The following is a 22407-nucleotide window of genomic DNA, read 5'->3' as shown; positions in this document are numbered from 1 at the left end:
AAGGGACGTTGACCGGAATCTCCACCCGAAGGACCACAGTGTCGATCACCACTCGAGAGCTCAGCCGCACCGTGGCCGCTTTCGGCACTGCTCTTACCCTCGTGGCGCTGCCGTTGACGCTCGCCCCCACCCCTGTGCATGCAGCTCCGGCCGTCGCCGAGGCGGATGCCGGGTCAGCGGCGACCGCTGACTCCGATGCGGGTGCGGATGGGGCGAGCGCGGAGTCCGGCGCCGAAGCCGATTCCGGCTCGGGAACCGACGGCACCGCCTCATCGGGCGGGTCGGCCGACGGCTCCACCTCGGCGGACGGTTCGACCGCGAGCGCCGATGGCACAAGCCAATCCGACGGCGTCATCCCCGGCCCCGATGCGGACAGTGACGGCGCTGCCGACGGCGGCGGGACCGATGACCCCAGGTGCGAGGACCCGACCACCGCGCCGGACGGCGAGCCCTGCGCGGCGAAGACCGTTCCGCTGCGCGCCGGTTGGGACACTGACACGAAGCAGCTCAAGCTCCCCGACGGTGACGCCGGCATGCCCGAGAGCTGGGTCGGCGCCCAGTTCTCCGGTCCCCCGTCGCGGGCTCGTGTGCCGGCGCAGTCGACCGAGGCGCCCTCCGATTCCGATGCCGGGTCGGACTCAGATGCCGGGTCGGATCCCGGTGCCGCCGGCGACTCCCCGGACACCGACACCGGCGCCGAGGCGAACGGTGAGACCGATGACAGCGGCAACCCCATCGACAACCGAGCCCCCGCCGCAGTGCCGACGACGTTCTCGCTCAACGCGGCCGGTGAGGTCATCGACCCGGCGACGGACCGCCCGGTGACGTTCGCGAACTTCACCAGTGATCCGGAATGGGACTTCGAGGTCAGAGACGTCAACGGCACGAACACGATCACCGTCACCGGGACGCCCTACCCTGATTCCGACGGCGGATCGACGGGGTCGAACGACGGTTCCTCGACCGCCGGGGGCGGCGGCACCTCGAGTGGCGGTTCCGACGGCGGCCGCTCCGACGGCGGCGATTCCTCGACGTCGTCCGACGCGAACTCACCGGGCGACGACAGCGGCGCGGGATCGGAAGGCTCCTCGGGCTCGGACGGATCCGGGTCCCGCGGGGATTCGTCGGCGACTGCGGACGGACGCGCCGAGGCGGGAGCATCGGCTGAGGGATCAGCGAACTCCGCCGCGAACGGCGGTGACGAGCGCCCGAGCCCGTCACCGAGCACCGGTGCCGACGGAGCCGACGCGAATGCCTCGTCCGGTGCCGACGGAGGCACTGGCGCCGGCGACGAGGAGAACACCGAAGCCCCGTCGACGGGCAACGGGCAGGGCACCGATCGCGATGTCATCCCCGGCGATGCGGGCGACAGCTGGGTGCCCGGCGGCGGAAGCGCACCGCACCCGGACTATTCGGACCCGGTCCCCCGCAATCCCGATGTCCCGACTCCCGAGGACGACACCGACCTCATCACCGGCGGCGACCAGACGGCACCGCGCGGCAACAATCAGCCGGCGAGCTCGTTCGGCGAGTCGCTCATCTCGACGATCGTGAGCTCGTGGCCGGTCCTCGTCCTCGCCGCGTTCGGCATGGCCGCTGTCGGCTTCATCCTCTTCCTCGTCGGCCGCCGCAACAAGCAGCAGGACTGAGCGGTGGAGCCCCAGGCCGCTGAGCTGCGCGTCATCGCCGCAGCCGAGGACCTGGTGACGATGCTCGGTGAGGATGCCAACCACACCGTTGCGGCAGCGGCCATGGACACGCGTGGCCGCATCCACCTCGGCGTCAATGTCTACCACTTCACCGGCGGACCCTGCGCTGAGATCGTGGCGATCGGTGCGGCGGCAACCGCAGGCGCGGGTCCGCTCGTGACCATCGCCGCGGTCGGGGATCGGGATCGCGGGCTTCTCGCGCCCTGCGGTCGATGCCGTCAGACGCTTCTCGACCTTCACCCCGACATCCTCGTCGCCCTCCCCGGCGATGATTCGTCGCACCGATCAGCCGCCTCGGCGACGGTCGTTCCCATCGCTGCGCTCCTTCCCACCTCCTACCGGCATCCTGATGCAGGTCCCCTCCGGGTGCTGAGGTTCAATGCCCGCTACGCCGAGGCGGTCGAGAACGGCAGCAAGACCGTCACGGTCCGCTGGGGAGAGTCCCCCGTCGTCGGACCCGCGCTTGCGTACTTCGAAAACACCGACCGCGATCCGGTGCCCATCGAGATCCACTCCGTCGAGCCGACACCGCTGACCGAACTGACGGAAGCCGGTCTCGGCCTGACCGGGACGACGACCGCCGACGACTATCGCACCAGTCTGCGCGGGCACTATCCGGACATACCGCGCGATGCCACAGTCGACGTCGTGAGATTCCGGCACTCCGAGCCGTGTATCTGACACCGGGAGAAGTCAACGGCTAAGCTGGACGGCAAGGTCCTGTGACGCCCAGTCACAGGTGAACAATGCATTCGCGACTCGGAGGATTCGACCCGATGACTGACAACGTCTACACCTCAGATGTGACCGTCGACAACGCCACCCAAGCACAGCTGGCCGAATCGATCCGGCTGCGCGAGGAGCGGCTGACCGGCAACATCGACGAACTGGTGGGACGCCTGCACCCGAAAGCCCTGCTCAACCGCGCCGTCGACAAGGCGAAGTCGACCGTCATCAATGAGGACGGCTCCCCCAAGACCGAGGCCATCGCCCTCGGCGCCGGTGCCGTGCTCGGCGTCGCCGCCCTCATCGTCGGGTTCTCCGGTCGGGACGAGCGTGCCTGACACTGCTCTGCCGATCCGAATGCTCCACGACCGGATCCTCGTCGATCCGGGTGAGGAGGCCGGTGAGCGCAAGTCGGCGGCCGGCATCGTCATCCCCGCCACGGCCACGATGGGCAGGCGGCTGGTCTGGGGCGAAGTCGTCGCCGCCGGGCCGCACGTGCGGCAGGCCAACCTCGGCGACACCGTGCTCTACGATCCCGAAGACCGCGCCGAGGTGGAGCTCGAAGGTCAGGCGTACGTGCTGCTGCGGGAGCGCGACGTCCATGCGATCTCCGAGCCGGCCGAGCAGTCGAGCGCGGGAATGTACCTCTGACCTGCGACCTCAGTCACAAAACCGGAAAATCCCCGGATTCGGTTTGCACGCGAGGCGGGCTCCTGAGTAGTATTAATTCTCGTTGCGCAACGTGCGCGGCACGCGCCTCTAGCTCAATTGGCAGAGCAACTGACTCTTAATCAGTGGGTTCCGGGTTCAAGTCCCGGGGGGCGCACAGCACACAGGAACCGCCGTTCGGATCATCCGAACGGCGGTTCTTCGCATTGTGAGGGTTAATGATCAAATTGTGTGTATAGCCAGGGCGTGTCGACACTGGGGTTATAGGCCAAAAAGTGTGTCCGTGCCGGGTGTGTCACCGACGTCGTCCGCCCCATCCTGACTGGATACCGATCCCGTCTTCCCACGAGAACCCCGTGTCATAGACGGCGGGACCTACAGGCTCGGCGACCGGCTCCTTCAGAGGCGTTGTCGCTAGCGTTTTCAGTTGCGACTTCGCCAGAGTCCACGGGTCACTGTGGGCCTGTGTTCGGTCCCATAAGTACCAATCCACGGCTCGTCGTCCGTGGTCTTCAGACAGTCCGCGGTGGTGACGTTTGAGATGCTTGATGCCAGCGTTGATACCGCCTTCTAACGCGTTCGTCGTCTTCGCGATCACGACCCCTTCGTCGGCGGCCTCGAGCCAGGTGAACAGATGGTTCTTCGCGATGAGTTTGGCCAGGAACCCGTGGGCCCGGCGCGTGCGCAGATGCGTGTACCACCATGTCTGCCCGGGCCTGACGTGGGCGGGTCTGCTCGTGCTGGAGCGGGCATAGGTTCGCTGTTTGAGCATACGGTCCCATTTCGCTTCCCATGTCGCGAACTCGGCCAGCCACGCTGCAGCCTGATCCCACGTCTGGACTTTCGACAGGGCCCGGTAGATCGCTTGAAGTTCCTTGTTCGCCGGCAGGGTCGGCGTCCTCGTCAAATGCGTGTTACAGGCGTGCTGGATATGGAAGTAACAGCGTTGGATTCGTGTCTGTGGCCAGAGTCTCTCGATCGTCGTTGTCAACGGCCCGTTGCCATCGACGATGGCGTAGCGGGGTGCAGGGATGGTTGAGATGAGTGCCGTCCAGGACGCGGTCTTTTCGTGGTCGCACCATTGCCAGTCGATGACGTGAGTGCCGGTGTAGGCGATGAGGACGCACCACCCGTTGGTGTAGGTGCCATCGAGCATGATCTGATCATGGATTTCAGAGGTCGGGGACACTGTTGGGTGGATCGTCCAGCACCAGGATGTGCGGCGCCGGAACGTTCGGGGGCTGCCCAGTGGTGTGTGGGCTGGTTGTGGTGCTGGTCCCAGGAGCCAGTCGAGGAAGGCGCGCAGTTCGAATCGTTGTGTCGATCCTCGGCGTTTGGCGCTGCTGGAGGCTCCGCAGGCGGGACACCTGTACCGGGTGGTTCCGGCCTTGGTCGTGCCGTTCTTCTTCAGCGTTGTCTGACAGATCTGACATTTCGGTCGATTGCAAGCACCCTACGAATGCTAAGCGATCAGAGCTAAGCAATCAGGTGATTGTCCTTGGTGTGGCTGGGATCCGGGACGATCACGGACACACTTTTTGGCCTATAACCCCGACACTGCTCCTTTCCGGGATCTGTGGCTTGTAGGCCAAAAAGTGTGTCTGTGCCGGGTGCGTCACCTACGTCGTCCGCCCCATCCTGACTGGATGCCGATCCCGTCTTCCCACGAGAACCCCGTGTCATAGACGGCGGGGACCTCTAGCTCCTCGACCGGCTCCTTCAGAGGCGTAGTCGCTATCGTGTTCGGTTGGGCCTTCGCCAAGCTCCATATGTCACTGTAGGCCTGGGTTCTGTCCCTATGAGTACCAATCCATGGCTCATCGACCGCGACCCTCGAACGGTCCGCAGTTGTTACTAGTGAGATGCAGGATGCCGACGTTGTTCCCACCTTCTGACGCATTCGTCTGGGTCAAACAAACTTCCAGCAGTCCGATACTCACTTGCGTATAGGATGTGCCGTTCCCATGAGTAGTCAGAAGCCCATCTCGCTCAGGGTCATCCATTTGGGAGCCTCAATAGTGTGCCTATGCTGCCAGGCGGGATGTTCGGGGTCGGAGCTAGTGTTCCACGCCTCCCATCTGTGAACCTCCATCCACCCTCCATTGCCAAATTGACTGGCGTAATAGAGTCGAACTCGGTTGTCTTGTTCATCCAAGTTTGACGCCACTCCCAGCTGGACGGTTGCTGACGTACTCGCATCTCCGCTGTAACTCACATGCTCACCTATCAGGCCCTTCTCCGGGTTTGGATCACCCAGTAGACGGTCGATCCAAGCTTCATGAGGCATGCCATCTTGAGTGTTCCAATTGACTCGAATCCGCGGAGCGACGAACGCGGACAAGTTCGAGATGGAAAGGTACACAGTTTCATTCGGCTGCAAGTAAGCACGTTGTTTCATCATCGGAAGCATATGAAGCGATAGCTGCGGTCGGGTCGCGGCAGCCAAAGCCTCATTCGCTTTCTGCGATTGCGCCCGGTTCTCTTTAGCAGTGCTCAATGCGAGAGCCGCAGCACCCAGCGTTCCCGCAGCTGCGAGCAACTGCGCCCATGAGCCGATCCGAACACTGAGCCCATTGCTTGAGTTGTGAACGATCAGCATCCATGTCACGACACTGCCGAATACGACGACAAGTGCCCAAACAAGCCAGGAGAGTTTCATACCGCAATGGTAGTCACCAGTCAGCAGAAGATCGCGGCCTATATCGGAGTGAGCGTCTAGCGTGACAGTTTCGCGGCTCGCTTGGCGGATAGCGCATTTTGCGAATTGCGATATTCGCGAGTGACTCTGCTCATCGGGCCACGAAACAACATGCCGGGGAACAGCTGCGGTTCAGTCCGTGGCTGAAAGGTGACTGCACTGATCAGAGCGGTACACGCTGCTTGCAGTTCAGTTGTAGCTCCGGTGCAAGAGGCGAGCTGGTCAAGTCGAGCACTCACCTGCATCTGCTTATCAATGTCACGCGCATTTGCGAACGATTCAATGAACTTGTCGAATGCCTCCCTCAGCTCGTCAGACTGCCGATCGATAGCGGCCACCCCGTGACTCTCACGAGCGATCAGCTGAGACGAATTCGCAGCCCGACCTGCCGCACGGTAAGCGACAATCGCTCCCGTGATGCTCGCCAAAGCTGCGATAACGGCCACAATGATCGTCACGAATGCTCCGACACTCATGCTTTCTCCCTTCGATCAACTACGTCTGTGTAGTTTATGACAGGCTCAGCCCCCCCCCCCCCCCCACCTTCACCCAGTTAGAACAATGAGTACCCAGAGAAACCCACGAGATCGATGAGCCCAATTCAGTGGGTTCCGGGTTCAAGTCCCGGGGGGGGCGCACAGCACACAGGAACCGCCGTTCGGATCATCCGAACGGCGGTTCTTCGCATTGGCGACCGGCGGGCCGTCAGCGGTGCGCCTCCTCGTGGAGCTCCATCGCCTCGGCGACCGCGTCGGGGTCACCGGATTCGATCGCCGTCAGCAGCGCACGATGACCCTCGACACGGGTCCGCTTCTGTGCCGGAGTCTTCGGCAGGATCGCCTCGGCGTGGCCGGCGATGTGGTCGAGCAGGCCACGGCAGATCGAGGCGAGGACCTCGTTGTCCGCGGCGGCATAGACCGCCCGGTGGAAATCCCAGATCGCGTGCGCGAGACCGAGGTCCTCATCGACCTTCGCCTCGATGACCCGCATGCGCTCGCGGAGGCGCGCAAGGTCCTCCTCGGTCCGGTTGAGTGCGGCATCGAGCACGACCTCCGGCTCGAGCGCATTCCTCACCACGGCGGACTGGGCCACCGACCGCGCATCGTCGCGGACGCGGATCATCGCCTGGCCGATGTGGACGAACGGATCGGGCTCAGCGGAGAACACTCCGCCGCCCGGGCCGGTGCGCATCGTGATGAGACCCTGCGCCTCGAGCATGCGCAGCGACTCGTTGAGGGTGCCCGGTGCCACCCCGATCTCCTTGCACAGGCTCTGCTTCGTCCCCAGATGCGTATTGGGGTCGGCCTTCTGGGACCGCTGCGCAAGGAGGTCAGCCACCTCGACGGCCCGTGACCGTCCGCTGCCCGCACTCACCTGCACATTCATCTCCCGCGCCATGCGCCCTCCATCATCGTCTCCGCACGCACCGCCATGGCACGTGCCGCCCTTGCATTGTACGGAAGCGGGGACGCGGTCGCCGCCGACAGCGACGCCGCGGCCCCGCCCCCGACCTCAGGAGTGCTCGACGATCTCGTTGCGCAGCTTCCCGATCGATTCGACCTCGACTTCGACGACGTCACCGGGTCCGAGGTACCTCGGCGGGGTGAGGCCGAGCCCCACTCCCCCGGGCGTGCCGGTCGCCACGACATCGCCGGGCAGCATCGTCACGGTATCGGTGATGTAGGCGATGAGATCCTCGATCTTGAAGATGAGGTCGCGTGTATTGCCGTTCTGCATCACCTCGCCGTTGACGGTCGTCGTCACGGTGAGATTGTCGACGTCGCCGATCTCGTCGGGCCGGTAGAGCTCGGGACCGATCGGACCCGAGCGGTCGGCATTCTTGCCGAGTGTGAACTGCGTCGTCGCGAGCTGCTTCTGTCGCGCACTGATGTCGTTGAACGCGGTGTAGCCGAGCACGTGGCTGCGGGCGGTCTCCTTGTCGGCCATCCACACCGTGTCCTTCATGACGAAGGCGAGTTCGACCTCCCAGTCGAGCCCCTCGTTCGCCGGGACCGGCACCGTCGTGCCGTCGGTGACGAGCGTCGACTCCCACCGGCCGAAGATCATCGGGAACTTCGGCAGATCCTGGCCGGCGCCGCGCTTCGATTCCTCGGCATGGCTATGATAGTTGATGCCCACGCAGAAGACCCGTGAGGTCTCCGGCACGAACGGGGCTTCGGTGAGTTCGGCACGCGCGATCGGTGCGGCATCCTCGGCGGGGGCATCGACCTCCCCCGCGTAGAACGCCTCGACGGTGCCGATGGGGTAGACGTCGTCCCCGCGGACCTCGCCGATGTGGCGGACCCCGTTGTCGAGATATCCGATGAGTGGCATTGTCAGTCTCCTTCGTGTCTTCGGTGCTGCTGCTTGTTGGTTCGTGTCTGTGCCGGCCCCACTGTGAGGACCGCCGATCTGCTGTCGTCTATGACTCGGCCCCCGCCTCGGCGTCGCGGACCGCACGTCTCGTGCGGATGACCATGGGAATCGCACCGAGGATGCCGACGACGATCGCCCCCGGCAGAACGACCGGGTAGAGGGCAGCGATCTGCGGCATGAGCACCGCGTCAAGCGAAAGGGCGCCCTGTCCTGTGATCCCGAGCATAGCGACGACCGCGGCGATGAAGAAGGGGTATTCGCCCCCGCCCAGCGCATTCCAGAATTTGCCGCTCACTGCGCTGAGCGCGGATCCGGCGACGATCATCGTCGCGACCGCCAGTCCCAGCCCGATCGGAGTGAGCAGGCCGAGCAGCAGGCTGACCGCGGCGATGAGCTCGAACACCGAGGCGACCCGGACCATGACGTGGCCCGGCCGCTGCCCGAGCTTCTCGAAGAGTCCCGCTGTCGCGACGGGTCCCGATCCCGAGAACCATCCGCACAGCTTCTGCGTCGAGTGGGCGAAGAGGATGGCGGCGAGGATCACCCGCAGTCCGGCGATGCCCCAGTCCATGCTCGTCAGTTCCATGTCGATCACGGTCCTTCCGGGTTCAGGCCGGGAAACTCGATTCGGGGGCGAGCGCGGTGTTCTGTTCGACCCACTCGATCGGCGGCCGTGATCCCCAGAGGTCGACGAGCTTCCAGTTCGAGAGGTTCTCGCCGGGGTCGACGACCCGCGGCTCCGCGTAGATGTCGTCGATGACCTCCATCTCCGCGATGCATTCGATGAGGAAGTCCGAGGAGTTCGTGAAGTACATGAAGAGGTTGTCGCCGGCCCCGTGACGACCCGGACCCCACGTCAGGCGCCGTTCGTCGGGAATGAGCGAATCGGCGATCCCGCGGAAGTCCTGGAAGCTGTTGAACTCCCAGCTCGTGTGATGGAGGCCGCCGACATCGCTGGCGACGATCGCCACCGTGTGGTGCCGTCCGTCGGCCCCGCGCAGCCACGCGATCTCATGCCCGGTGCTGCGCTCACTGAGGAGGAAGCCGCACGAGACGTTCATCTCGTGCGTCCAGCGCTCGGGGTCGGCGGCGGTGAAGTTGACGTGGTCGAGGCCCTTGGGGCGCATGCCCGGTCCCTTGTACCGCAGCGCCCGATCATGGCGCATCGGCGTGTGGACTTCGAAGACGTGGCTCTCGGAGGTCACGAAGGTCACCGACTTCTCGATCGCCTCCGATGACGGCGTCGTCGTCAGCACCTCGAGCCCGCCTTCCTCGCAGCGGCGCCTGACCTCGTCGATCGCATCGGCGCTGACGGCCTCGAGACCGCACTGCGCGTGCCGGTTCCCGTCGGCCTGCTTGATGATGTACTCGGCATGGCGCTGGTTGGAGGACATGAGGATCGTTCCGTCCTCGGCCCTCTCGACGACGCGCGCGCCGATCTTGTCGGCGGTGTCCTGCGCGAGCCCCTCGGGGTCCGCTGACTCCACCGTGACGTATCCCAGTCGCTGCACCAATGGTCTCATCGGGCCGCTCCTCTCTTCGGTCGGCGCCCGGGTTCAGCTGCGAACCACGGGGCCGATCACTTCGCTGTGATCCCTGACACGTCAATTAATAGTATTCAATATATTCAATGTCAAGGGGTGGGGGCGGCGACAGGGATGTCGGGAGCGCCTGTGCGCGGCCGCGAGGTGGCGGCGAAAGGTGGTGGCGACTGCAAAAGGTGGCGGCGCGTGCGAAAAGTGGTGGTGTCGGCAAATGCGAGGTGTTCGCGGAAAGTGCGGGCGTCGGCGAAAGGTGGTGGTGCCGGCGAGAAGTACATGAGCGCCCGACACCGCAGGCGAAAAATCGAAATGCCGGCGACTGGTCGAACGCATATCGACTTCTGGCCGACAGGGAGCCGGGCGCGTCGCGCACGCCGCCTCAGCCGCATCCCACCACTGCCCGCACCGCTCACCCCAAGAGCCGCGGCTCACCCCAGCAGGGGCACGTCACCCACGCCGCCTCAGCTTCGACTCACCCCTGGCCGGCGCGGGCGTAGGCGCCGAGGACCTGCCGCTCGGAATCGCCGAGGTAGGTGCCGAGCAGCGCAGCCGCCTGGGCCGGGCTGTCGTTGACGTAGGCATCGTAGACCTCCTCGTTGCGCTCGACGAACGGCGCGTGGAGGAAGTCGAGGAGTTCGACCTTGAGGAAGGCCAGCCGCAGCTCGGCGAGGACATTGCCGAACGAGCGCATGAGCCGCACGCTGTCCGAGAGCGCGACGACGCCGTTGTGGAACTCCATGTTCGACGTTCCCACCTGCAGCCAGTCGCCGGCCTCGGCCGCGGCCTTCGCCTCCTCGATCGCCCGGAGCATGCGCGCACCGGCCGGGTGTGCGCGGGGCGCATGGGCGAGCACGGTGCACTCGACCGCGCGGCGGACGCGGTAGATGTCGATGACATCGGCGGTGCTCGGCGACGCGACGGAGACCCCGCGGTTGGGGACGTGGTCGATGAGCCCCTGTTCGCCGAGGACCCGGAACGCCTCGCGCAGCGTGTTGCGCGAGACGTCGAACTCCTTGGCCAGCGCCGCTTCGGACAGGCGCGTCCCGGGTCGGAGCGAGCCTGCGATGAGGCGATCGGTGAGGCGATTGACCAGGGACGATTCGTGATTCACACCACCATCGTAGTCACTCACCTCACCGCACAGCCACACAGGCGCGGCCGAGTGCACGACAACCTCGGCGCCCGAATTGTGACGCACGTCTATTCTTGTTGAACAATCGGTGCTACATTGTTTACCAATATTCGGTGAACCTGTGGGGCACGACACAGCAGTCGGCTTCTGCGCGCGATCCGGAACCGCCTTCGAACTCACCGTGGAGAACGCATGTCACAGTCATCAGGGTCCCCGTCGCCGGATCCCGGTCCAGGTCCCGATCCCCGGCCAGCGCAGCAGAGCACCGAATCGGCCCACCTGCTCACGACCGCACAGACGGACTCGGCCGCGGCGGCGACGAAGTCCGCGATCAGCCGCAGCGCGATCGTCGGGGCGATCTTCCTCATGGCCACCTCGGCGATCGGACCGGGCTTCATCACCCAGACCGCGACGTTCACCGCGCAGATGGGGGCGGCGTTCGCATTCGCGATCCTCGTCTCGATCCTCATCGACATCGCCATCCAGCTCAACATCTGGCGGATGATCACCTCGTCGGGCAAGCGCGCCGCGCAGCTCGCCTCCTCCGCGGTGCCCGGCTCCGGCATCGTCCTCTCGATCCTCATCGTCGTCGGCGGACTCGCCTTCAACATCGGCAACATCGCCGGCGGCGGGCTCGGCCTCAACGCGCTGCTCGGGATCGACCCGAAGCTCGGCGGGCTGCTCACCGGCGTGCTCGCGATCGGCATCTTCCTCTTCAAACGCGCCGGCAAGGTCGTCGACGCCGTCGTCCTCGTCCTCGGCGTCGGGATGATCGTCCTCACCGTCATCGTCGCCATCGTCTCCCAGCCGCCCGTCGGCGAGGCCCTGCGCCAGAGCGTCCTGCCCGACTCGATCAACTTCGCGACCGTGACGACGATCGTCGGCGGCACCGTCGGCGGCTACATCACGTACTCCGGGGCCCACCGCTACCTCGACTCGGGCAAGACCGGACCGGAGAACGCGCCGTCGGTGATGCGCTCGGCGCTCTCGGGCATCGTCGTCACCGGCATCATGCGCTACGTCCTCTTCCTCGCGATCCTCGGCGTCGTCGCCTCCGGGGTCGTCCTCGACATCGAGAGCCAGGTCGCCAACCCCGCCGGTCAGGCCTTCGCCGCGGTCCTCGGCGATGCGGGCATCCGGATCTTCGGGGCGATCTTCTGGGCCGCGGCACTGAGCTCGGTCATCGGGGCGGCCTACACCTCGGCGACGTTCCTCTCCGCGTTCTCGAAGCGCCTCGGCGGCGGCTGGCCGCTGCAGCTGGCGACCGTGGCCTTCATCGTCGTCTCCCTCGTCGTCTACCTCATCGTCGGCACGGCACCGGCGACCCTGCTCGTCTTCGTCGGCGGCTTCAACGGCCTCATCCTCCCGATCGGTCTGACGATCTTCATGTACATCGGCTGGTTCCGCCCGCAGCTGCTGCGCACGGATTCCTACCCCAAGTGGCTGCTCGTCATCGGCACGGCGGCGACCCTGCTCACCTGGTACATGGCCGTTCAGTCGATCGGCCCCATCTTCGCCATGATCGGAATAGGAGCCTGATATGACGACCATCGACCTCAACTCCGACCTCGGGGAGAACGTCCCCGACCGGATCGTCAGCGACGACGATGCGATGCTCGGCATCGTCACCAGCGCGAACGTCTCGTGCGGGTTCCATGCGGGCAGTCCCGAAGGGATCAAGCACACCGTCGCCGAGGCGACCGACCGCGGCGTCATCATCGGCGCCCATCCCGGCTACGACGACTACGAGGGTTTCGGCAGGCGCCCCATGGACGTGCCCGCAGCGACCCTGCAGGCCCAGGTCGAGTACCAGATCGGCGCCCTCATCGGACTGGCCACGGCCGTCGGCGGCCGTGTCCGCTACGTCAAACCCCACGGCGGTCTCTACAACACGATCGTCCACGACGAAGCCCAGGCCCGTGTCGTCGCCGCCGCCGTCAGGGCCGTCGATCCGAGCCTCGTCCTCCTCGGCCTCGCCGGCAGCGTCGCCAACCGGATCGCCGCCGAGGCGGGACTGACCGTGGCCGCCGAGGCCTTCGCCGACCGCGCCTACAATCCCGACGGCTCGCTCGTCTCCCGCACCGAGTCAGGGGCCGTCCTCGACGATCCGGCGCTCGTCGCCGCCCGCGTGCTGCGCCTCGTCGAGACCGGGGAGATCGAAGCGATCGACGGGTCGACGATCACCGTCGACGCGCAGTCGATCTGCTTCCACGGGGATTCCCGCGGCTCGATCGAGATGGCCCAGGCCTCCCGCGACATCCTCACCGACGCCGGGGTGAGCATCGCCCCGTTCGTCGGAGCACAGCCGTGACACCGGCAGGGGCGGCGGCCGGGGCACCTCCCTCGACACCGGCGGAGACGTCGGCCGGGGCGGCGGCCGGGGTCGCGGCCCGCGCCCGCATCCGTGCCGGTTTCACCGGCCCCACCTCGGGGATGGCATCCGGGCTCGTCCAGGCCAACCTCATCGCCGTGCCCGCCGACTGGGCCTTCGACGTCCTCCTCTTCGCCCAGCGCAACCCGAAGCCGTGCCCGGTCATCGACGTCCTCGAGCCCGGCCGAGTCGAATCGGCGCTGGCTGCCGGCAGCGATCTGCGCACCGACCTTCCCCGCTACCGGGTGTGGGAGGACGGGCAACTGACCGCCGAGGTCGACGACGCCTCGTCCGTCTTCGCCGACCACCCGGACCTCGTGTCGTTCCTCATCGGCTGCAGCTTCACATTCGAGGCCGACCTCGCACGGACCGACATCCCCATCCGCCACCAGGAGGCCGGGCGCAACGTGCCGATGTACCGCACGTCGACCGCGTGCCGGCCCGCCGGGCGGATCTCCGGGGACATGGTCGTCTCGCTCCGGCCGATCCCCGCCGCACAGGTCGCCGAGGCGGTCCGCATTACCGACCGCTTCCCCGCCGTCCATGGGGCTCCCGTCCACATCGGCGACCCGGCGGCCCTCGGGATCCGCGATCTCGACGCCCCCGACTTCGGCGACCCGCCCGTCATCGAGGACGGCGACGTCCCCGTGTTCTGGGCGTGCGGGGTGACCCCGCAGGTCGCGATCGCCGAATCCGCCCCGCCGTTCGCCCTCACCCACTCCCCCGGGCGGATGTTCATCACCGACGCCCCCGAAAGCGACTACCGCCAGTGACCGTCTTCCGCACCGCCTCCCGCCGGCATCTCCTCGTCGAATCCGCCGACCTCGCCGCATCGATGCAGCTCAACCATGCCCTCGAGACGGCGGCGCTGCCCGGCGTCGTCGAACTCGTGCCCGCCGCGCGGACCGTGCTCATCCGCTTCGACCCGGCCCGCACCTCGGCGCCGGCCCTCGAGGAGGCCATCTCCGGACTCGACGTCACCGACTCCGCGACCGGGTCCGGGCGCACCGTGACCATCGACGTCCGCTACGACGGTGAGGACCTCGCCGAGGTGGCTGACCTCCTCGGCGTCTCCCCCGCCGAGGTGGTCGCCCGCCACCAGCGCGCCCGCTGGGAGGTCGCGTTCTCCGGGTTCGCCCCCGGGTTCGGGTACCTCGCCGGCGACGACCCGCTCTTCGACGTGCCCCGCCGGTCGTCTCCGCGCACCCGCGTGCCCGTCGGGGCGGTCGGCCTCGCCGGGGAGTTCACCGGGGTCTACCCCCGGGCCTCCCCCGGCGGATGGCAGCTCATCGGCCACACCGATGCCATCCTCTGGGACCTCGACCGGCAGCCCCCGGCGCTCTTCGTGCCCGGGACCATCGTGACGTTCGTCGACGCCGGGAGAGCGAGCGCGCGAGCGGCGGAGGCGCCTGCGTCGGCGGAGGCGCCGTCCTCGGAGGAGACGTCCGCGGCGGAGTCCTCAGCGTCCCACTTCCTCACCGTCATCGAGCCGGGCCTCCAGCTCCTCATCGAAGACCTCGGGCGCCCCGGGTTCGCATCGATGGGCGCATCGAGCGCGGGAGCCGCCGACCGTTCCGCCCTCGTCGATGCCAACCGCCTCGTCGGCAACGCCGAGTCCGCCGCGGTCCTCGAGAGCTTCGGCGGCAGGGTCAGCCTGCGCGTCACCGGTGACGGGGTCGCCGCGGTCACCGGCGCCGGCGGCCCGATCACCGTGACCGCCGCTGACACAACGGTGTTCCGCCACCGCCTCGGCGAGGCGTTCTCCCTCGTCGACGGGGACATACTCGAGCTCGGGCCGACCGAGACGGGTGCGCGTCGCTACCTGGCCGTCCGCGGCGGGATCATCGCGGACACGGCGCTCGGCAGCGCCTCGGCGGACACGCTCGCCCACCTCGGGCCCGCCGCACTCACGGCCGGGGACACGATCGACCTGGGCGATCCGGTCACGGCCCCGCATCTCGTCGATCCCGGGCCCCGCCTCGGCGCGGATCGGGTTCTGCCGGCACCGGGTGACCTCGTCGAGCTCACGGTCGCCCTCGGTCCGCGGGACGACTGGTTCACGTCTGCCGGCATCGACACCCTGCTCACGCAGGAGTGGACGGTCACGCACGAATCGGATCGGGTCGGTCTGCGGCTGGCCGGGGAGGTGCCGCTCGAGCGGGCGCGGACCGGTGAGCTGCCGAGCGAAGGCGCGGTGACCGGTGCCCTGCAGGTCCCGCCGAACGGCCAACCGGTGCTCTTCGGGCCCGACCATCCGCTCACCGGGGGCTATCCGATCATCGCCAGCGTCGACGACACCGACCTCGCCGCGCAGCTGCCCCCGGGGGTGCGCATCCGCTTCCGTACGGCCGCAGCCGCCGATTCCACCTCCTCTGACCCCTCCGACGAAAGCTGAGCCATGTCGACCATCCTCATCGCCAACCGCGGCGAGATCGCCGTCCGCATCATCCGCGCGTGTGCCGAGAACGGGCACACCTCCGTCGCCGTCTATGCCGATCAGGACGCCACGGCCCTGCACGCACAGCTCGCCGATGTCGCCATCGGACTGCCCGGCACGACCGCCGCGGAGACCTACCTCAACATCACGGCCCTCATCTCCGCGGCCCAGGCCTCCGGGGCCGAGGCCGTCCACCCCGGCTACGGGTTCCTCTCCGAGAACGCCGAGTTCGCCGCCGCTGTCGAAGACGCGGGGCTGATCTGGATCGGGCCGAGTCCGGAGGCGATCACCGCGCTCGGGGACAAGGTCACCGCTCGGCAGCTCGCGCAGAAGGTCGGGGCACCGCTGGCCCCGGGCATCGACCGGCCGCTGACCGGCGCCGCCGAGGTCGAGGACTTCGCCCGCGAGGCCGGTCTGCCGATCATCATCAAGGCCGCACACGGCGGGGGCGGGCGCGGGATGAAGATCGTCCGCGATTTCGCCGAGGTGGCCGGGGCCTTCGAATCGGCGACCCGTGAGGCCGTCGAGGCGTTCGGTCGTCCCGAGTGCTTCGTCGAGAAGTTCCTCGAGCATCCGCGCCATGTCGAGGTCCAGGTCGTCGGCGACGGGCGGGGCACCGTCGTCGCCGTCGGTGACCGCGACTGCTCGGCGCAGCGGCGCAACCAGAAGCTCGTCGAGGAGGCCCCTGCGCCGAATCTCACCGCCGAGCAGCGGGACCGCCTGCAGCGCTCGGCGGAGGCGATCTGCGCCGAGGTCGACTATCGGGGCGCGGGCACCGTCGAGTTCCTCCTCGCCGCCGACGGCACGATGACGTTCCTCGAGGTCAACACCCGTCTCCAGGTCGAACATCCCGTCACCGAGGCGGTCACCGGGGTCGATCTCGTCACCGAGCAGTTCCGCATCGCCTTCGGTCAGGGGCTGTCGCTGACTGAGACGCCGGAGGTGCGGGGGCATGCGATCGAGCTGCGTCTCAACGCCGAGGATCCCGGTCGCGGGTTCCTTCCCACACCGGGGCGCATCGAGGCGCTCACCGTGCCCGGCGGGCCGGGAGTGCGCTGGGATACGGGAGTACGCGGCGGTGACACCGTGCAGCCGGCCTTCGATTCGCTCTTCGCCAAGCTCATCGTCCACGGCCCGGACCGGGCGACGGCGATCGCCCGGACGATCACTGCCGCGCGCGAGCTCACCGTCACCGGGCCCGCGACGGTGCTGCCGGCATCGCTCGCGATCCTCCGCCATCCTGCGTTCGCCGGCGATGTCATCGGCATCGACACGCAGTGGATCGAAGCGGAGCTGCTGCCCGAGTTCGGCCCGCAGGACCGGCCGGCGCCGGTCGCAGCCGAGGGCCTGACGCGGATGGACATCGAGATCGACGGGCGGATGACGACGATCGGTCTGCCCGAGTCACTGCTTGCGGCCCTCGGGTCGGTCGGAGGATCTGCGTCGGCGGGTGCGGACGCCGGATCTTCGCCTGATTCCGCGGGGAATGCGGACTCCAATGACGGGTCGGCTCCGGTCACGGCGCCGGTGCCGGGCAGCCTCGTCGACTTCCTCGTCGCCGATGGCGCCGAGGTGGCCGAAGGCGACGAGGTCGCCGTGCTCTCGGCGATGAAGATGGAGACCCGCGTGACCGCTCCGGCAGCGGGGACGCTGTCGCATATCGCGTCGGTCGGTGACACCGTCGCCGTCGGGGAGGCGATCGCCAGGGTCCGGTGACGGGCTGTCGATAGGGCCGGAACGGTGGGCTGGGGCGGTGCACCGCCTCGGCGATGGTCGTGTCCTGCCGCGTGAGGGTCGTGTCCGGCGTCGCGGCTAGAGTGGAGGGGCAGCAACGATCGGATGCAACAGAGGAGATTCCATGCCACGTCTGTCAGTCGGCGACACCGCCCCGGACTTCACGCTCGTCGATCAGAACGGGAAGTCGGTGAGCCTGTCCGACTTCAGGGGTCAGCGGGTCGTCGTCTACTTCTACCCCGCAGCGATGACGCCCGGCTGCACGACCGAGGCGTGTGACTTCCGGGATTCGCTCTCGGCGCTCAAGTCTGCCGGTCTCGTCGTCCTCGGCGTCTCCCCCGATTCGCCGGAGAAGCTCAAGAAGTTCGAGGAGAAGGAAGGGCTCACCTATGAGCTGCTCTCCGACCCGGACAAGGCGATGATGGACGAGTGGGGTGCCTTCGGCGAGAAGAAGAACTACGGCAAGGTCGTCCAGGGCGTCATCCGCTCGACTGTCGTCGTCGATGCCGAGGGCAAGGTCGAACTCGCACAGTACAACGTCAAGGCGACCGGGCACGTCGCGCGGCTGCGCAAGGCGCTCGGCATCGACGCCGCCGCCTGATTCCCGTTCCGCCGCGTGCCCGTGCCCTGCTAGGCTTGGTGCGGCCTGCGCGCGAGTGGCGGAATTGGCAGACGCGCTGGATTTAGGTTCCAGTGTCTTCGGACGTAGGGGTTCAAGTCCCCTCTCGCGCACGTGAGGTGAACGGCTCCCGACCACGGTCGGGGGCCGTTCGGCGTCTCGACCCGCCTGGCGAGTCCGAGTTTGCGCCAGTTGGAACCGAGATGGCCAGTTCCTGCACTGTCCATCTCAGACGCGACTGGCGCAAATCCGATCGTCGCGTGCGGGATTCCCGCCCGGCGGCCGCCCGGTCAGCTCTCGCCGGCCACTGCCCGGGCCGTCGGCGGCGGAGCTCCGACCGCGGCGACGGGGATGTCGGTCGCCGCTTCTGCTGTGAGGTGCGCAGTGACGATCTGGTCGAGGACGAACCACCGGATGGCCTCACGCTCCCGACAGTGCGCGACGAGAAACCACCGCCTCGGCGCATCCCCTTCCCCCTGCTCTGCCCCGCCTTGCCGGCGGCTCTCCGCTCCACCCAATTCACTCATATCCATAAGTACAAATGAATATTTGTGTTATGGTGAGGGTGTCAGCGCATCCGATCACCGAGGACGGACATGAGTGCCGAAGCCGAACCCGAGCTCGACCGGGCGCTGCGTGCGCTCGCCGACGGGAACCGCCGGGCGATCCTGCGCGCGGTCCGCTCGGCACCGAAGCCGGTGGGAACGATCGCCGAGGAGGTCGGACTCTCCCAGCAGACGACGTCGCATCACCTCGGTGTGCTGGCGAAAGCGGGACTGACCACCGGGACCCGGGAGGGCACGCGCCACCTCTTCGCCGTCGACACCGACGGACTGGCGGCGGTGCGGTCGTATCTCGACGATTTCTGGCCGACGAAGCTCGCCGCCCTCAAGACCGCCGTCGAGAGTCGGGAGAGGGGCGGCAATGGCTGAGTTCACGGACTCCGTCGACATCGCCGCCGCGCCGGAGACGGTGTTCTCCTACCTGACGACGAACGAGGGCATGACGGCGTGGATGGGCGAGTTCGCCGACCTCGACCCTCGCCGAGGCGGTCGGTTCGCTGTCGACATCGCCGGCCATCCGGTGCGCGGCGAGTTCATTGATCTCGATCCGCCCCACCGTGTCGTCGTCTCCTGGGGTTTCCCCGGGAGTGCGGATCTGCCGGTCGGTGCCTCGACCGTCGAGTTCCGGCTCACGGCAACCGACTCGGGCACCCGCGTCGACCTCATCCATTCGGACCTGCCCGAAGCCGAGGTGCCCGGCCACGCCCACGGCTGGGCGCACTTCCTGCCGCGGCTCGTCGTCGCCGGCGCCGGTGCCGTCAACGACCCCGACGATTGGCGGCCGCTGCCGGGTTGATGATCGCACGGTTCGCTCGCCGAGTCACTCACGTTCCACCGCACAGGATCCACCACTCAGGTTCCACCACTCGAAGAGGAGAGAACAATGGCAGAGAACACCGCAGCGGACGTCGTGCAGCAGTACCACGATGCATGGACGAACAACCGGATCGACGAGGCGATGGCCCTCGTCGCCGACGACATCGTCTGTCGGGCACCAGGTCAGGACATCACCGGCATCGAGGCCTACACCGAGTTCATCGGCGGTTTCGCTCCGATGCTCACCGGCGTCGAGGAGATCGGCGAATTCTCCGACGGGGACCGCATCGTTCGTCTCTACTATCCGCAGACCGCTGAGACCGGCACGACTCCGGCGGCCGAGCTCTTCACCGTGCGCGACGGCAAGATCACGGAGACCGTGCTCATGTTCGACCGCCTCTCCTACGGCCCTCCCCCTCAGTGATGCTGCGCCGGAGATCGTCGTTGCCGTCATCGCCGGGTGTGAGCCGATGATGACCCCGGAGCAGACGCGCCTCGTCGACCGTGTGCGCACCGCGCTCGCCGAGGAATCCGTCGTGCGCGAGGTCTCGATGTTCGGCGGTCGCTCGTTCATGGTCCGCGAGAAGCTCGCCGTGTGTGCGCTGAAGTCAGGTGCCCTGCTCGTCCGCGTCGATGCCGATCGGCACGCCGAGCTGCTTGACCGCCCCGGAGCCGCGCAGGCCGAGATGGGTGCCGGACGAACAATGGGGCCGGGCTGGATCGAGGTCGCGGCGGCGGCACTCGACAGCGAGGCCGACCTCACCTGCTGGGTCGACGTGGCGCTCGAGCACAATCGGGCGGTCACCGGAACACGCGGCTGATTCCGGCGCGGAGCTGGCCCGACTCTTCCTCATCGGGCAGGTTCGGTCCTACAGTGACCTCATGAGTGCGAATGCAGAGGTGACCGTCCGCCCGGTCGAATCAGCCGATGAGGCCCGCTGGCGCGAGCTCTTCCGCGACTACCGCGAGTTCTACCACCTCCCCGAATCCGAGGACGTCGTCGCTCGGGTCTGGGGCTGGGTGAGCGATCCGTCCCACGAGAGCGAGAGTCTTGTCGCCGAGGCGGACGGTCAGATCGTCGCGATCGCCGACTACCGTCGCTTCTCCCGGCCCTCGACCGGCACGATCGGGATCTGGCTCGACGATCTCTTCACTGCACCCGAGGCCCGCGGCACGGGGGCCGGGCGCGCTCTCATCGCCCGACTCCAGGACATCGCCGCTGCCGAAGGACGGTCCGTCGTCCGCTGGATCACCGCCGATGACAACACACAGGCCCAGGCCCTCTACGACAAGGTCGCAACGAAGACGCACTGGCTCACCTACGACGCAGCTCCCACCGCATCATGACCGGCGCTGCCTCGGCAGAGATCCTGCTCTGCTGCCTGATCTGGGCACGTGAGGGCCTGGCCGATGACATGCATGCCTACGAATCCGACGTCCTGACGCTCATCCCCGAGAACGGCGGCGAGATCCTCTCCCGAGCACTCTGCGACGGTGCGGACGGCCACCCCGACGAGGTGCAGTTCTACCGATTCGCCTCGCAGGACGCCCTCGACTCCTACCTCGCCGATCCCCGCCGCGGCGGGCAGGCAGCTGAACGTGAACGCGTCGTCGCCCGAACGGAGCTCTTTCCCGTCCGGTTCGCAACCAGCGCGTGAGGCTCGCCTAGTCAGCGGCGAACACGAGCCGAAACCGTTCGCACACGACCGGCATGTCGGGCCGAAACCCGGCCGGATGGGCAGCTTGGGCACGCCAGAAATCCTCGTGCACGGCTCTCCAGTGAGCCAACGAACGATCACCCTCGCCTTCGGCCCACGCATGCTCCGCGGTCACCTCGGCGAAGGGAAGGATCTCCACCGCCGAGGTGACGATGACAGCCCGCGGTCGGTCCCGGCCATCGAGGACGATGCTCGCATCTCCAGCTCGGGGAACGGGCTCTCCGTCGACATCGTAGTCATCGAGGGCCGAGGCGGTCGCCGTCTTGACGCCGGCGAGGACGAGCGCGAGCAGGTCGTCGGCCTGCGCGGGACCCGCACCGAAGGCCCACGCCGCGGGAACGGCCGGGGGCAGGGACGGCTCGGCTGCCCGCGCCGTGGCCCAGAAATCGGCAAGCCTCGTGTCGTCCATGGAGCGACCCTACCCCGGTAATGTTGCTCCCATGCTTGAGACAGACCTCCTGCGATTCGTCGGCGCCGCCGTCAGCCTCATCGGGCTCGGCCTCGTCATGGGCATCAGCCCGACGACGATCGCCGAGTCCCTGCGCGTCCTCACCGACGTCCCGCGGGCGAAGCGTGCGATGGGCTTCATGCTCCTCGGTCTCGTCATCGGCGCCACCGTCATCCTCCTCGCCCTCCAGGTCATCGACCCGCACACGCTCGAGACCCTCGTCAGCCGCGACGTCGAGAAGGTGCTCGTGCGCCGCGGCGTCGACCTCGCCGCGGGCGTCCTCTTCCTCATCGCCGGCATCATCATGGCCCTCCGACTGCGCCGTCCGCCGAAGCCGAAGAAGCCGCACAAGAAGCCCACCGGCAAACCGTGGGCGATGATCGTCATCGGCGTCTCGAACACCGTCATCAGCTTCAGCGACTTCGCGACGATGTACATCGTCGCCCGCATCGTCCGTGCCGTCAGCGAGGACATCGCCGTCCGCGGCGTCACCTTCCTCGTCTTCATCGCCGCGATGATCGCACCGTACGTGCTCCTCACCTGGGCGTGGAACCGCTTCCCCCGGATCTCCGACCGCATCTCCGGGTTCTTCGCCCGCCTCGCCGAGGCGGACCTGCGACCGTGGGCAACCGGCTTCACGCTGCTGGCCGGTCTCGTCTTCCTCGCCATGGGCATCTGGGGCGAGCCGAAGCTCTGAGCGGCCGTTCGTGGTCGCAGAACCGAGCCCGCGTCACCGATTCGGCTGTTCCGCCTCGGTGTCGTGACCGCAAACCGTGCGTGGAGAGAGCCAGACGGCGTCCCACTCAGGCAGCTGCCGCCAACCGCGAGCGCAGGCCGTCACGTCGTGCCG

26 protein-coding genes, 2 tRNA genes and 1 pseudogene are annotated in these 22407 nt (G+C 67.4%); 19 read left to right on the top strand and 10 right to left on the bottom strand.

Translation table 11 applies throughout. The features are described 5' to 3' along the window. Window positions 1-38: 38 nt before the first annotated feature. From J9315_RS05450 to J9315_RS05430, 5 genes are all read left to right on the top strand, one after another. Window positions 39-1649, top strand: coding sequence for a hypothetical protein (locus tag J9315_RS05450; RefSeq protein WP_211978957.1), 1611 nt, complete (start codon window positions 39-41; stop codon window positions 1647-1649). Window positions 1650-1652: 3 nt separating this feature from the next. Further along, entirely contained in the window at window positions 1653-2390 is a 738-nt protein-coding gene (locus J9315_RS05445; protein ID WP_249121038.1) for an ASCH domain-containing protein, read from the top strand. Window positions 2391-2485: 95 nt separating this feature from the next. Next, window positions 2486-2773, top strand: a complete 288-nt coding sequence (locus J9315_RS05440) for a DUF3618 domain-containing protein (RefSeq protein WP_137826388.1) — start codon at window positions 2486-2488, stop codon at window positions 2771-2773. Further along, window positions 2766-3086 (top strand): co-chaperone GroES, encoded by a 321-nt coding sequence (locus J9315_RS05435; RefSeq protein ID WP_140954658.1) that lies wholly within the window; start codon window positions 2766-2768, stop codon window positions 3084-3086. Before J9315_RS05440 ends, J9315_RS05435 begins: the two co-directional genes overlap by 8 nt. Window positions 3087-3188: 102 nt before the next feature. Continuing rightward, window positions 3189-3261, top strand: a tRNA-Lys gene (locus J9315_RS05430). A gap of 138 nt (window positions 3262-3399) precedes the next feature. Here the strand turns inward: J9315_RS05430 and J9315_RS05425 are convergent. The 8 genes and pseudogenes from J9315_RS05425 to J9315_RS05390 form a co-directional block, all read right to left on the bottom strand. After that, window positions 3400-4533: pseudogene (locus tag J9315_RS05425) on the bottom strand (IS1249 family transposase); the annotation flags it as partial. A gap of 543 nt (window positions 4534-5076) precedes the next feature. After that, window positions 5077-5763, bottom strand: coding sequence for a hypothetical protein (locus tag J9315_RS05420; protein WP_211978956.1), 687 nt, complete (start codon window positions 5761-5763; stop codon window positions 5077-5079). A gap of 56 nt (window positions 5764-5819) precedes the next feature. Beyond that, window positions 5820-6278, bottom strand: coding sequence for a hypothetical protein (locus tag J9315_RS05415; protein ID WP_198499262.1), 459 nt, complete (start codon window positions 6276-6278; stop codon window positions 5820-5822). A 229-nt stretch (window positions 6279-6507) separates the two neighbouring features. After that, entirely contained in the window at window positions 6508-7200 is a 693-nt protein-coding gene (locus tag J9315_RS05410; RefSeq protein ID WP_211978955.1) for an FCD domain-containing protein, read from the bottom strand. A gap of 114 nt (window positions 7201-7314) precedes the next feature. Next, the gene (locus J9315_RS05405; RefSeq protein WP_211978954.1) at window positions 7315-8136 is read right to left on the bottom strand and encodes a fumarylacetoacetate hydrolase family protein; all 822 of its coding nucleotides are present in this window, start codon (window positions 8134-8136) and stop codon (window positions 7315-7317) included. An 88-nt stretch (window positions 8137-8224) separates the two neighbouring features. Further along, on the bottom strand, window positions 8225-8764 hold the full coding sequence (locus tag J9315_RS05400) for a DoxX family protein (protein WP_211978953.1): 540 nt from the start codon (window positions 8762-8764) through the stop codon (window positions 8225-8227). A 22-nt stretch (window positions 8765-8786) separates the two neighbouring features. Then, window positions 8787-9701: a hypothetical protein gene (locus J9315_RS05395; protein WP_211978952.1), complete on the bottom strand. Its 915-nt coding sequence runs from the start codon at window positions 9699-9701 to the stop codon at window positions 8787-8789. Window positions 9702-10191: 490 nt separating this feature from the next. After that, entirely contained in the window at window positions 10192-10830 is a 639-nt protein-coding gene (locus J9315_RS05390; RefSeq protein WP_198499267.1) for a GntR family transcriptional regulator, read from the bottom strand. A 387-nt stretch (window positions 10831-11217) separates the two neighbouring features. Here J9315_RS05390 and J9315_RS05385 point away from each other — a divergent pair, with 387 nt between their 5' ends. The 7 genes from J9315_RS05385 (at window position 11218) to J9315_RS05355 (ending at window position 18125) form a co-directional block, all read left to right on the top strand. Then, window positions 11218-12390: an NRAMP family divalent metal transporter gene (locus J9315_RS05385; RefSeq protein WP_211979263.1), complete on the top strand. Its 1173-nt coding sequence runs from the start codon at window positions 11218-11220 to the stop codon at window positions 12388-12390. A 1-nt stretch (window position 12391) separates the two neighbouring features. Next, entirely contained in the window at window positions 12392-13162 is a 771-nt protein-coding gene (locus tag J9315_RS05380; protein ID WP_211978951.1) for a 5-oxoprolinase subunit PxpA, read from the top strand. Further along, complete coding sequence (locus J9315_RS05375) at window positions 13159-13995, top strand: putative hydro-lyase (RefSeq protein ID WP_211978950.1); 837 nt, start codon at window positions 13159-13161, stop codon at window positions 13993-13995. The genes J9315_RS05380 and J9315_RS05375 overlap by 4 nt, the downstream gene beginning before the upstream one ends. Beyond that, complete coding sequence (locus J9315_RS05370; RefSeq protein ID WP_211978949.1) at window positions 13992-15617, top strand: urea amidolyase family protein; 1626 nt, start codon at window positions 13992-13994, stop codon at window positions 15615-15617. The genes J9315_RS05375 and J9315_RS05370 overlap by 4 nt, the downstream gene beginning before the upstream one ends. A 3-nt stretch (window positions 15618-15620) precedes the next feature. Next, entirely contained in the window at window positions 15621-17375 is a 1755-nt protein-coding gene (locus J9315_RS05365) for a biotin carboxylase N-terminal domain-containing protein (protein WP_211978948.1), read from the top strand. A gap of 142 nt (window positions 17376-17517) precedes the next feature. After that, entirely contained in the window at window positions 17518-17994 is a 477-nt protein-coding gene (gene bcp, locus J9315_RS05360) for a thioredoxin-dependent thiol peroxidase (protein WP_198499273.1), read from the top strand. 49 nt (window positions 17995-18043) lie between these two features. Beyond that, a tRNA-Leu gene (locus tag J9315_RS05355) sits at window positions 18044-18125 on the top strand. Window positions 18126-18302: 177 nt separating this feature from the next. Here the strand turns inward: J9315_RS05355 and J9315_RS05350 are convergent. After that, on the bottom strand, window positions 18303-18539 hold the full coding sequence (locus J9315_RS05350; protein ID WP_211978947.1) for a WYL domain-containing protein: 237 nt from the start codon (window positions 18537-18539) through the stop codon (window positions 18303-18305). A gap of 69 nt (window positions 18540-18608) precedes the next feature. Here J9315_RS05350 and J9315_RS05345 point away from each other — a divergent pair, with 69 nt between their 5' ends. The 6 genes from J9315_RS05345 (at window position 18609) to J9315_RS05320 (ending at window position 21049) form a co-directional block, all read left to right on the top strand. After that, window positions 18609-18944 (top strand): metalloregulator ArsR/SmtB family transcription factor, encoded by a 336-nt coding sequence (locus J9315_RS05345; RefSeq protein WP_211978946.1) that lies wholly within the window; start codon window positions 18609-18611, stop codon window positions 18942-18944. Next, window positions 18937-19371, top strand: a complete 435-nt coding sequence (locus J9315_RS05340; RefSeq protein ID WP_211978945.1) for an SRPBCC domain-containing protein — start codon at window positions 18937-18939, stop codon at window positions 19369-19371. The genes J9315_RS05345 and J9315_RS05340 overlap by 8 nt, the downstream gene beginning before the upstream one ends. An 87-nt stretch (window positions 19372-19458) precedes the next feature. Continuing rightward, the gene (locus J9315_RS05335) at window positions 19459-19815 is read left to right on the top strand and encodes a nuclear transport factor 2 family protein (protein WP_111437581.1); all 357 of its coding nucleotides are present in this window, start codon (window positions 19459-19461) and stop codon (window positions 19813-19815) included. 49 nt (window positions 19816-19864) lie between these two features. After that, window positions 19865-20212, top strand: coding sequence for a TfoX/Sxy family protein (locus tag J9315_RS05330; RefSeq protein WP_211978944.1), 348 nt, complete (start codon window positions 19865-19867; stop codon window positions 20210-20212). A gap of 61 nt (window positions 20213-20273) precedes the next feature. Then, window positions 20274-20738 carry a GNAT family N-acetyltransferase gene (locus J9315_RS05325; protein WP_211978943.1) on the top strand — a complete coding sequence of 155 codons (465 nt, stop codon included), beginning with the start codon at window positions 20274-20276 and terminating at the stop codon, window positions 20736-20738. Continuing rightward, window positions 20735-21049, top strand: a complete 315-nt coding sequence (locus tag J9315_RS05320) for a hypothetical protein (protein WP_211978942.1) — start codon at window positions 20735-20737, stop codon at window positions 21047-21049. The genes J9315_RS05325 and J9315_RS05320 overlap by 4 nt, the downstream gene beginning before the upstream one ends. 7 nt (window positions 21050-21056) lie before the next feature. Here the strand turns inward: J9315_RS05320 and J9315_RS05315 are convergent, their stop codons facing one another. Beyond that, window positions 21057-21518 (bottom strand): ASCH domain-containing protein, encoded by a 462-nt coding sequence (locus tag J9315_RS05315; RefSeq protein WP_211978941.1) that lies wholly within the window; start codon window positions 21516-21518, stop codon window positions 21057-21059. A gap of 31 nt (window positions 21519-21549) precedes the next feature. On the opposite strand from J9315_RS05315, the gene J9315_RS05310 reads away from it, so the two are divergent. Beyond that, entirely contained in the window at window positions 21550-22254 is a 705-nt protein-coding gene (locus J9315_RS05310) for a hypothetical protein (protein WP_119296932.1), read from the top strand. Window positions 22255-22407: the final 153 nt, after the last annotated feature.

The sequence above is a fragment of the Brevibacterium sp. W7.2 genome, from assembly GCF_018137945.1.
GTDB lineage: Bacteria > Actinomycetota > Actinomycetes > Actinomycetales > Brevibacteriaceae > Brevibacterium > Brevibacterium sanguinis.
This window is presented reverse-complemented; position numbering and strand designations above follow the sequence as displayed.